11 protein-coding genes are annotated in these 9,821 nt (G+C 56.6%); 8 read left to right on the forward strand and 3 right to left on the reverse strand.

The features are described 5' to 3' along the window. The 5 genes from B5F22_RS11540 to B5F22_RS11560 all read left to right on the forward strand — a co-directional run. The coding region (locus B5F22_RS11540; protein WP_143482256.1) for a hypothetical protein at positions 1-197 on the forward strand (197 nt) is incomplete at its 5' end. A 13-nt stretch (positions 198-210) separates the two neighbouring features. Continuing rightward, positions 211-849: an HAD family hydrolase gene (locus tag B5F22_RS11545; protein ID WP_087392663.1), complete on the forward strand. Its 639-nt coding sequence runs from the start codon at positions 211-213 to the stop codon at positions 847-849. A 43-nt stretch (positions 850-892) separates the two neighbouring features. Further along, the gene (locus tag B5F22_RS11550) at positions 893-2,629 is read left to right on the forward strand and encodes an RNA-binding domain-containing protein (protein WP_087392664.1); all 1,737 of its coding nucleotides are present in this window, start codon (positions 893-895) and stop codon (positions 2,627-2,629) included. A gap of 258 nt (positions 2,630-2,887) precedes the next feature. Further along, entirely contained in the window at positions 2,888-3,337 is a 450-nt protein-coding gene (locus B5F22_RS11555; RefSeq protein ID WP_087392665.1) for a LytTR family DNA-binding domain-containing protein, read from the forward strand. Beyond that, positions 3,334-3,753 carry a DUF3021 family protein gene (locus B5F22_RS11560; RefSeq protein WP_087392666.1) on the forward strand — a complete coding sequence of 140 codons (420 nt, stop codon included), beginning with the start codon at positions 3,334-3,336 and terminating at the stop codon, positions 3,751-3,753. Before B5F22_RS11555 ends, B5F22_RS11560 begins: the two co-directional genes overlap by 4 nt. 53 nt (positions 3,754-3,806) lie before the next feature. Here B5F22_RS11560 and B5F22_RS11565 read toward each other — a convergent pair whose 3' ends face one another. Further along, positions 3,807-4,439, reverse strand: a complete 633-nt coding sequence (locus tag B5F22_RS11565) for an HAD family phosphatase (protein ID WP_087392667.1) — start codon at positions 4,437-4,439, stop codon at positions 3,807-3,809. Between the two features lie 160 nt (positions 4,440-4,599). On the opposite strand from B5F22_RS11565, the gene B5F22_RS11570 reads away from it, so the two are divergent. Further along, positions 4,600-4,893, forward strand: coding sequence for a hypothetical protein (locus B5F22_RS11570; RefSeq protein ID WP_087373194.1), 294 nt, complete (start codon positions 4,600-4,602; stop codon positions 4,891-4,893). Continuing rightward, positions 4,890-5,492, forward strand: coding sequence for a lysine exporter LysO family protein (locus B5F22_RS11575; RefSeq protein WP_143482257.1), 603 nt, complete (start codon positions 4,890-4,892; stop codon positions 5,490-5,492). The genes B5F22_RS11570 and B5F22_RS11575 overlap by 4 nt, the downstream gene beginning before the upstream one ends. Before the next feature lie 290 nt (positions 5,493-5,782). Here the strand turns inward: B5F22_RS11575 and B5F22_RS11580 are convergent, their stop codons facing one another. Both B5F22_RS11580 and B5F22_RS11585 read right to left on the reverse strand, forming a co-directional pair. After that, positions 5,783-6,715, reverse strand: a complete 933-nt coding sequence (locus B5F22_RS11580) for an alpha/beta hydrolase (RefSeq protein WP_087392668.1) — start codon at positions 6,713-6,715, stop codon at positions 5,783-5,785. 37 nt (positions 6,716-6,752) lie between these two features. Further along, positions 6,753-7,919 (reverse strand): 5-bromo-4-chloroindolyl phosphate hydrolysis family protein, encoded by a 1,167-nt coding sequence (locus B5F22_RS11585; RefSeq protein ID WP_087392669.1) that lies wholly within the window; start codon positions 7,917-7,919, stop codon positions 6,753-6,755. A gap of 241 nt (positions 7,920-8,160) precedes the next feature. Between B5F22_RS11585 and B5F22_RS12370 the strand changes: the two genes are divergently transcribed. Next, positions 8,161-9,821, forward strand: a 1,661-nt coding sequence (locus B5F22_RS12370) for a VanW family protein (RefSeq protein WP_087392670.1), incomplete at its 3' end; no start/stop codon positions are given.

Below are 9,821 nucleotides of genomic sequence, written 5' to 3' on the forward strand. Positions count from 1 at the left end.
AGCCCTATCCCACCGCCTCCGCCCCGGCTCTCTCCCTGCAAAAGGGGGACAGCGTCCAGCACAAGGCCTTTGGACGGGGCCTGGTGCTGTCGGTGCAGAAGATGGGGGGCGACGCCCTGGTGGAGATCGCCTTCGACACCGTGGGCACCAAGCGGCTGATGCTGAAATCCGCCAGCCAGCACTTGACCAAAGTATAAGGAGGGTTTTCCCATGTTCCGCATGATTGGTTTTGACCTGGACGGCACCATTGCCGACACTCTGCCCCTGTGTATCCAGGCCTTCGGCCTGGCCCTGTCCCCCTACGCCGGGCACACCCTCAGCGAGGCGGAGATCACCGCCACCTTCGGCCTGGACGAGGTGGGCATCGCCAAGATTCTGGCGGGGGACCAGTGGGAGGCCGGGGTGGCCGACTACTGCCGGGAGTATGAGCGGCTCCACCCCCAGGTGGTGCCCGACCTGTTCCCCGGCATCCGGGAGCTTCTGCACACCTTAAAGGACCGGGGGATTCCCCTGGTGCTGGTGACAGGCAAGGGCACTCCCACCTGCACCATCTCCCTCAAACAGTTCGGCATTGCCGACGTGTTCGACGAGGTACTGTGCGGCTCGGATGTGGCCCCCAATAAAGTGGACCATCTGCGCTACTTGTTGGACAAATACCAGCTGACCCCGGAGGAGTTCTGCTACATCGGGGACACCGCCACCGACGTGGACTCCTGCGACCAGGTGGGGGTGACCTGCCTGTCGGCGGCCTGGCAGGACGGGGTCACCCAGGCCCTGGAACAGCGCAACCCCGGCAACGTGTTTGACCGGGTGGAGGCCTGCGGGGCGTATCTGCTGCGTAGCATCTGACCCTTTCCCCACAAGATACCAGGAGGAGGCGAACAGAAAACAAATGCAAAAGGAATCTATTGGAGATCTCCTAAAATACGGAGAACATATCTCCCTTGAGTGTAAAAAAGCGGAAGGCAGTCTCCCCAAGTCACTTTGGGAAACATATTCCGCCTTTGCAAATACAGTGGGAGGCACTATATTACTAGGAATTGAAGAGAATCCAAAAGTTAAAGATATTTCTCAGCGGTTTTGTATTGGTACAATCAAAAACCCAGACCAGCTTTTGAAAGATTTTTGGAATGCAGTAAATAGCGAAAAGGTCAGTTCAAATGTGCTTGTCTCCGCTGATGTCTCCGTAGAGCAGTACGACGGACAAACCATCATTCGTATCGATGTTCCTCAAGCCTCCTATCACCAACGCCCCGTATATATCAATGGGAATCCGTTAAAAGGAAGTTTTAAACGAAACCACGAAGGAGATTATCACTGCACCGAAGAAGAAGTAAAATCTATGCTCCGTGATGCCAGTGATACCGGAAACGATGGCGGTCTATTGGATGGGTATACCATGGACGACATCGACCTTGAAACGTTGAAGGCATATCGAATCGAATATGAGTTGCACAATCCAGACCATGTTTGGAACGGGATTGATAACAAATCTTTCTTGCGCAATTTAGGCGGCTATACGGTAGACCGCACAACAGGCAAAGAAGGCCTCACCACAGCTGGTCTGTTGATGTTTGGAACTGGTCTTGCGATTAGAGAGAGATTTGAAAATATTCGTATGGATTACTTGGATGAAAGCAATTTAACTCCGGAACGCAGATGGAATGATCGACTAACCTATGACGGTATGTGGGAAAATAACCTCTATAATTTTATCAAGAGGACAATGCCTAAATTGGTCAAGGATATTCGCAGACCATTTCAACTCATCGGAATGAGCCGTATTGATGACACTCCCGTCCATAAAGCAATTCGAGAAGCAGTTATTAACCTTGTCATTCACGCAGACTATCACATTACTGGTGTGCTGAAAATTGTAAAACGAGACGATGGTTTTCTCTTTTCCAATCCTGGAAACCTCAAGCTTTCTGTCTCATCTATTTATGAAGGTGGAAATTCCAGGGCCCGAAATCCCCATATTCAAACGATGCTTCGAATGATTGGCATGGGCGATAACATTGGCTCTGGATTTCCTACCATTCTCAATGCCTGGAACGAGGAAAACTGGCGAAAACCAGATTTAAGTGAAAATACAGAACTTCATATGGTGGAGCTGAAGTTATGGACCCTTTCCCTCATGCCTCAAGAATGTACCGAGTATTTACATCAACTCATGGGAAGTCTATATGATCGTTTGCCTCCTGAAGATCAGATCATTCTCTGCACCACCTATCTGGAAGGAGAAATCACAAACTCACGCATCCAAATACTGCTGAACATGCACAGTACCGATGTTGGAAAGCACCTGTATGAATTGGTTCAACGTAACATGCTTCTCGTGTCTCCCAATGGACGATGGACCACTTATCGTTTGAACGAAGAGTACAAAGCACAAGCTGAGCAGCTGAATCTATACGATATACCTCCCTCACAGCCTGATCTCATTGATACAGATCAATTGATCTATGAATTCATCTGTGAAAACGGCTTTATAACCACACAGCAAGTAGTGGCAATCACTAGAATTACAACGACCGCTGGCGCATCCATCGCCTTAAATCGGCTAATAAAAAAAGAGCTGGTGGAAAAAAAACGAAATGGTCGGCACATTTACTATGTGAAAGCCTAATTCCATTGTTCAACTAAATCAGTTAACCAATAATTAATCTATCCTATGGCAGTTAATCTATCAGTTGATGTATTCCTTTCCCTTTGCATCAAACAGTCCCATCCTGCACCTTCTTTCGCTGCGGGATAGGACTGTTTTCATATCATCATGCCATGGGCATTTGATCCGCCACCAGGGCATTTGAGTGGCCCATGGGTTGTCAATTGCCCCCACGCCCTCTATGATGGTATCACACACCACGAAAGAAAGGAGCGTTCCATGAAACTCACCATACAGCAAGACCCCGCACTGGCTGAGACAGAGGTGATCCTCCGCTGTCCTGTCCTGGACGCCCGGCTGGAGTCCCTCATTTCCCACATCCGGCAGTACAGCTTTGTGCTGGTGGGCTACCAGGAGCAGCGGGAGTTTCACCTGCCCCTGGAGAGCATCTACTATATGGACTCCACCGATGGAAAAACATTTCTCTACCAAAAAGCCCAGGTCTACCAGTGCCGGGAGACCTTGACGGCTTTGGAAGAGAAGCTAGGTCAAACCACCTTTGTGCGCATCAGCAAAAACTGCATCGTCAACACCGCATGTTTGCAGCACGTAGAACCCCACTTTAACCACCGATTGAAAGCGGTACTGAAAAATGGGGAACAGCTCATCATCACCCGCAACTACATCGACACCCTGCGCCGAAAACTGAGAGGAGGCAGTCTATCATGAAACAGTTTTTCTTCGCCCGCATTCCCTCTATCTGCATCTGCTTTACTGGGATTATGCTAAGTTCTCTGGTCATCAACCTGCTCTCTGGCTGGCCAGTCTCCCCCTTCCCCTTCCAGGTTCTGGGGTGGATTGTGGCCTGCCAGGGCATCGACTGGCTGCTGTCCTTTCTGGATTTCAAACATTGGCTGCACTACTGTGTGGTGGAGGGGGCCGTTCTCTACGCCGTCTCTCTGCCCGTGGCTCTGCTCTTTCGCTGGGCCTCTTGTACCTTTCCCAGCATTGCGGCCTATTCCCTCATTTTTCTGGCGGCGTACTTCTTTCTCACCTGGTATTTCCGCCGCCGCCAGCAGCTGTTGGCCCAGGAGCTCAACCAACTACTGCAAGAGCAGCAGAAGGACTCTGGGATGGAGTCATAACGTATCTGCCACCAAAAAAGCCCACCTTATCACAAGGGGGGCTTTGGACTGTCTTACCCTTCCAAAAGTTCTCCCAGCGAATGCACAAACCGATGGCAGCTGTGGGGCATCTCCGCCCAGCGGCTGGCATAGCAGGGGTCATACACCCCAATGGTGTGCATCCCGGCAGCCCGGGCGGTGGCGCAGTTAAAGGGGGAGTCGTCCAGCAAGGTGCACCCCTCCGGCTCCACCCCCAGGGTGTGGCCCAGGGCCTCAAAACACCGGGGGTCGTGCTTTTCCAGCCCCAGCTCCTCGGCGTACACCACGTGGGCAAAGTAGGGCTCCAGGCCGTGGCGCTCCAGGGCCAGCTGGCACAGCTTGGGGCGGCAGGCGGTAAACAGAGCCAGCGCTTCCCCCTGGCTGCGGTACTGCTCCAGCAGCTCTCGGGCCCCCGCCTTCAGCTCCACCAGATCCCGGTAGTGGTGAGCGGCCAGCTCCTCCCACTCACACATAATCTCCTGGGGTGTCAGGTCCAGATGGTAGTACTCCCGGGTATAGCTAGCGGCCGAGGGGAAGGTGGCCTTTGTCACCCGCTCCTCGTATTCCTTGGTCACCTGGCAGTGGTGACGGGCCAAAAATTCCAAATCCACCTCCACCCACAAGTCGTTGGAGTGGAGGAGGGTTCCGTCCAAATCAAAAATGATCATGGGTGTGAAAATCCTCTCTATCTTGCGTCGATGGTCTTTTTCTGCTATGATGGTTGGGTTCGCAACCTAGCCACGGCCTAAGGCCGTGTTGCTTGATTATATCACACCGTCCCCGCTCCCGTCCATGGGTGGGGAAGCGGGGAGAGAGAGAAGGCGTTTTATGGATATCTTATTGGTCATGTGTTTGGGCATCCTGGTGGGTCGGTTCCTGTTCCCCCAGAAGGCCAAGCGTTGGAACGAAGGGGCGTCCCTGCTGTGCACCCTGGTGCTCATCTTCTCCATGGGTGCCATGCTGGGTCGGAAAGAGGGATTTCTCCACCAACTGCTCACCCTGGGCGCTCAGAGCTTCCTCTTCTTCCTCATTCCCACCGTTTTGTCCATTGTGGTGGTGTACGCCCTCACCAAACGCTTTATGAAGCGCCCCAACCAGGATAAAAAGGAGGAAGAGGCATGATCGTCCTGTTCACCATCCTGGCTCTGCTCTTAGGGTTGGCCTACGGCCTGTCCGGGCTGGAACTGCCCCTGCTCACCTTTTTCAGCCAGCACACCGACCTGGTGCTCTATCTGCTGATGTTCACCGTGGGCATCAGCGTGGGGATGCACCGGGGCCTCTTCCGTAAAATCCGGGAGTACCACATCCGAATTTTCATCATCCCCTTTGGCATCATTCTGGGCTCCCTGGTGGGCGGTGTGGTATGCGCCGCCATCTTCCACCTTCCCCTGGGCCAGGGGGCGGCCATTGCCAGCGGCATGGGCTGGTACAGCCTGGCGGGCGCCACCATCAGCCAGATTGGCGGTTCTGAACTGGGCAGCGTGGCCTTTCTCAGCAACCTGATGCGGGAGATTTTCTCCTTCATCATCATCCCCGTGGTGGCCGTCAAGCTCAACTACTACACCTGCATCGCCCCCGCCGGGGCCACCAGCGAGGACACCACCCTCCCGGTGATGCTGAAATACACCAACGAGGAGACGGTGGTGCTGTCGGTGCTCAACGGCATCATCTGCTCCTTCTTCGTCCCCATCCTCATCTCCCTGTGTTTCACTACCCCATAAGCCGACACGCTTCTCAAAAATGCCAGCATTTTTGAGAGGAGTTGCAGCCCGCTGCATGCAGAATCGGGTCAAAGGGCGACCCGATTCCACACTTGCGGGCTGAGAAGTGTTTTTTCCGATGCACATGTCCCCGAAAAAAACGAATTTTAATTTATTTTCCCGCCCCCGGGCGGGAAAACTCTGCCGAGGGCTTTGGGAATGATGCAAAAAATATATTCTTCTTGCATACACATGAGTTTTTCGACAGTCTGCAACGATGCCGCACAGATTTGCTCTGTGCGGCATCGTTTTTATTTACAGTGTCGGTCCAGCCAGTCCAAGACATCGGCATAGACCTCCATGCGGTTTGTCTCGTTGAGAGTCTCGTGGCGGGCCCCAGGGTACAGCTTCAGCTCCAGGTCCCGGGTGCCGTGGTCCTTAAAATACCCGTACACACGGCGCACCCCCGCCCCGTTGGCTCCCACCGGGTCCTGATCTCCCGAAAAGAGGTAGATGGGGGTGTTGGGGTCCATGCGGGACAGAGCTTTTTCGCTGGAAATGTACCGCAAGCCCCCCAGCATGTCCCGGAACAGCCCCACCGAGGGGATAAACGAGCACAACGGATCTTGGAGGTAGGCGTCCACCATCCGCTCATCGCTGCACATCCAGTCCACCGTGGTGCGGTTGGGGCGAAACTGCCGATTATAGACCCCCAGGGACTGGCTGTACACCAGTTGGCTGACATAGGTGGGTCCTCGCAACCACCCCAGCACCGTGGACACCAGGCGGCCCGTGGCCACCAGCAGGGGGCTCTCCTGCCCGGTGCCCGAGAGGATGGCCCCATCCACCGTGCCGGGACAGCGGCACAGGTAGGTGCGGGTCAAAAAGGAGCCCATGGAGTGGCCCAACAGGATATAGGGGACGCCTGGGAACTTCTCTCCCATGAGCTGCCGGAAGGCACGCACGTTGTCCGTGGCCAGTGTCCAGCCGTTCCGGCGGCCAAAAAAGCCAAACTGTCCCGCCGCCTCCCCGGTCTTACCGTGGCCCAGGTGGTCCTCGCCGCACACCACATAGCCGTGGGCATTGAGGTAGCGGGCAAAGTGGTCATACCGCCCCATGTGCTCGGCAATGCCGTGGACAATCTGCACCACCCCCCGCACTTCTCCCTGGGGCCGCCACAGGTACCCGGCACATGGATGTTCCCCGTCCGAGGAGGGAAACCAAATCACTTCTGGCTGCTGCATGGAGTCACACTCCCTTCTCCCCCTTTTTGGGGGTCGGTTAGTCCAGCTTCATGTTATCCCCAGACAGCCCATCCTTTTTCAGCATGTTTTCCAGCACCTGCACGTCGGCGGCGATGTCCATGGCGTCGGAGCTGAACAGCTTATCCAGCTGCTTTTCAAAGCCCTCCACCACTTTGTCCATCATGCCCTCGATGCGCTGCTTGGCGGCGGTGATGTTCTCCCCCTCCACCCCCTGGGCGTCCAGGCGGGCATAGGAGCGGAGAATGTCCAGGGTGGTGGGCAGGTAGTAGTTGAGGAAGGTGCGCAGCTGCTCGGTGCGCTGGGGGTGGGTCTTCTGGTACTGCAAAATCTTGTGGGTGACCTCTTCAATGCGGTCAATCTTGGCGCTGATCACCGGGTCGGGAATCAGGTCGTTGATGAGGCGGATTTCCCGGAGAATCTCATCCTCCTGGGAGGGCTGCTGGTTCTTCTCCGGCTCCGGCTGGGGCTCCGGTTCCGGCTCGGGCTCGGTGTATCCCATCTCGGTGAGCATGAGTTTGCCCGCCTTCAAGTCCAGATATCCCGTGGGCAGCACGTGGGTGGCCAGCATCTTGCGCAAATCCCGAGTCAGGCGGCGCACCGACACGTCCATGGCCGCCGCCATGGGGGCCAGGCTCACCTGGCGATTGGCTCCGATGTAGGCCAGATAGTTGGTGTACCGCTCCATCCGGCCCCGCTGCTCCCGCCCGGTGAGGAGCATACCCAGGCCCACGCCAAAGCCCGCCAGCATGACAAACACGTTGACCAGCTCGTCAGCGAAAAAGAAGCCGTACCGCAGACTCTCCACAAAGGTGGCCAACTGAGCTATGGTGCCCAGAGCGAACATCCCGGCCATGATGCCGCCCACCACCATTTTCACGGTGCCGGGGGCAAAGCCCTTTCGTTTCACCGGCGTCTGACCACCAAAGGCCGCTCCCGCCTTTCCCTTGACAAATTCTGCGGCCTGTCTGGCCTGGAAGGCGTAGTTTTGGGCCTGCTGACGGGTCATATTCCGAAGCTTGCTCACAAGCCACACCACGGCGATGACCTGGGTGATGCCAAAGGGGAGAAGGAAGAGCACCACAATCCCCAGCCAATCCTCCCAGTCTCCGTCCCGTCTGGGCCGTTTGGGGTTGGGGTTATAGTGGTACCCGCCCCCCTGTCCATAGCTGTACGAACCATTCATACCTGAGATTCCTTTCCGTCCAGACGGCCCCTGCCGCCCGGTTGCTTGTCACCCACATTATATACATCTTTTCCTCCGGTGTAAATAGCCACCAAAAACGATGACAAATTGTAAATCTTTTTAACCGAATTGTTCTTGTACCAGCCACCGGTTGGTGTTACAATATCCCAAGGTGCAAGGGGATTCCATTCTGGTCAATTCCTGGCACCTCTTACAGATAACAACACATGGAGGAAGTTCTATGGAGCACGTTCGTTCCAAGAAAAAGCTCACGCCCCCCATCATCGCCGGGATTGTGGCCGGCGCTGCGGTGTTGGTGCTGGCGGGAGCCTATTGCGGGCTGTGCGCCTGGGTCAGCGGCAACGGCCGTTTGCTCCCCGGCACCATTGCCCAGAATCACACACAGACCGTCACCCTGGACCTGGGCGGACTGACCCAGGATGCCGCGGTGGAGTATATGACCAGTTCCATGAAGGAGCACCTGGACACCCTGGAGCTGACCCTGAACTACGGGGAGGACCAGAAGGTGACCATTTCCGGCTCTCTGCTGGATGTGGACCCCCAGGCCGCCGTGGAGTACGGCATGGAGGAAAAGAAGTCCCGGGGTTTCTTCTCCCTGGGCCTGGCCTGGCTGGGTGCGGGCAGCGACCCGGACCCCCTGTCCCTGTCCTCCTCCTCCTTCACACCCGAGGGAGAGAAGCAGGTGAAGGAGTACATCGACCAGATTGCCGAGGCCATGCACAAGGACCCGGTGGACTTCACCTACAAGCTGGAGGATCACTCTCTCAAGGTCACCATGGGCACCGACGGGGCCGAGGTGGACAAGGACGCCCTGCTGGAGCAGATCTCCAACGCCCTGGCCACCGGAGAGACCTCTCTGACTGTGGAGACCAAGCCCATTCCCTGCGCCGAGCTCACCGGGGAGATTCTCAGCGAACTGGTCTACCAGGAGCCCAAGGCCCCCACCCAGGACGCCAACGGCAACCTGACCCCCATGGTCATGGGCTGCTCCATCGACCCGGAAGAGGCCCAAGGCATCATCGAACAGACCAAGCCCGGGGAGACCTGTTCCATCCCCGTCACCATCACCCAGCCTAATTTGAGCCAGGCCGCCTCCCTGCTGTATCAGGACCTGCTGTCCAGCAACACCAGTTACCTGGACGGCGTGGCCAGCCGCTCCTATAACGTGGCTCTGGCCGCCTCCTCCTGCAACGGTAAAATCCTCATGCCCGGGGAGACCTTCTCCTACCTGGGCACCATCGGAGACCCCTCCCAGGCCAACGGCTACAAGTCCTCCACCGGCTACTCCAATGGCCAGACCGTCACCATGGACGGCGGCGGCGTGTGCCAGGTATCCTCTGCCATCTACTACTGCGCAGTGTACGCCAACCTGGATATCGTCCACCGGGCCAACCACGCCTTTACCGTAGGCTATGTGCCCGACGGCCTGGACGCCACCGTGTACTACCCCAGCCTGGACTTCAAGTTCCGCAACAACACCGACTTCCCCATCAAGCTGGTGTCCTATGTCTCCGGCGGTAAGCTCACCGTCCAAATCTACGGCACCAACCCCAGCGGCACCTATGTGAAGACCGAGCGGTACACCCGCTCCACCACCGAGTACACCACCGTCTATGAGGCGGACTCCTCCATTCCCCGTGGCACCACCAAGGTGAAGACCACCCCCTACACCGGCAAGGTGGTGGACGTGTACCGCTGCGTGTACGACGCCAACGGCAAGCTTCTCTCCCGCACCTTCGAGAACACCAGCCGCTACTCCAAGCGGGACAAGGTGATTCTCTACAACCCCGCCGACTCCGGCCCCTGGGGCGAGGGCACCGACGCCAACAAGCCGGACCCTACTCCGGCTCCTACGCCCAAGCCCACCCCCGCACCTACCCC

It is taken from the genome of Pseudoflavonifractor sp. An187, from assembly GCF_002160275.1.
Lineage (GTDB): Bacteria > Bacillota > Clostridia > Oscillospirales > Oscillospiraceae > Enterenecus > Enterenecus faecium.

Bases quoted from the DNA above. Each gene is read 5' to 3' on its own strand.
- B5F22_RS11580 (WP_087392668.1), bottom strand. From the start codon at position 6,715: ATGCAGCAGCCAGAAGTGATTTGGTTTCCCTCCTCGGACGGGGAACAT.
- B5F22_RS11560 (WP_087392666.1), top strand. From the start codon at position 3,334: ATGAAACAGTTTTTCTTCGCCCGCATTCCCTCTATCTGCATCTGCTTT.
- B5F22_RS11575 (WP_143482257.1), top strand. From the start codon at position 4,890: ATGATCGTCCTGTTCACCATCCTGGCTCTGCTCTTAGGGTTGGCCTAC.
- B5F22_RS11565 (WP_087392667.1), bottom strand. From the start codon at position 4,439: ATGATCATTTTTGATTTGGACGGAACCCTCCTCCACTCCAACGACTTG.
- B5F22_RS11585 (WP_087392669.1), bottom strand. From the start codon at position 7,919: ATGAATGGTTCGTACAGCTATGGACAGGGGGGCGGGTACCACTATAAC.
- B5F22_RS11545 (WP_087392663.1), top strand. From the start codon at position 211: ATGTTCCGCATGATTGGTTTTGACCTGGACGGCACCATTGCCGACACT.
- B5F22_RS11555 (WP_087392665.1), top strand. From the start codon at position 2,888: ATGAAACTCACCATACAGCAAGACCCCGCACTGGCTGAGACAGAGGTG.
- B5F22_RS11550 (WP_087392664.1), top strand. From the start codon at position 893: ATGCAAAAGGAATCTATTGGAGATCTCCTAAAATACGGAGAACATATC.
- B5F22_RS11570 (WP_087373194.1), top strand. From the start codon at position 4,600: ATGGATATCTTATTGGTCATGTGTTTGGGCATCCTGGTGGGTCGGTTC.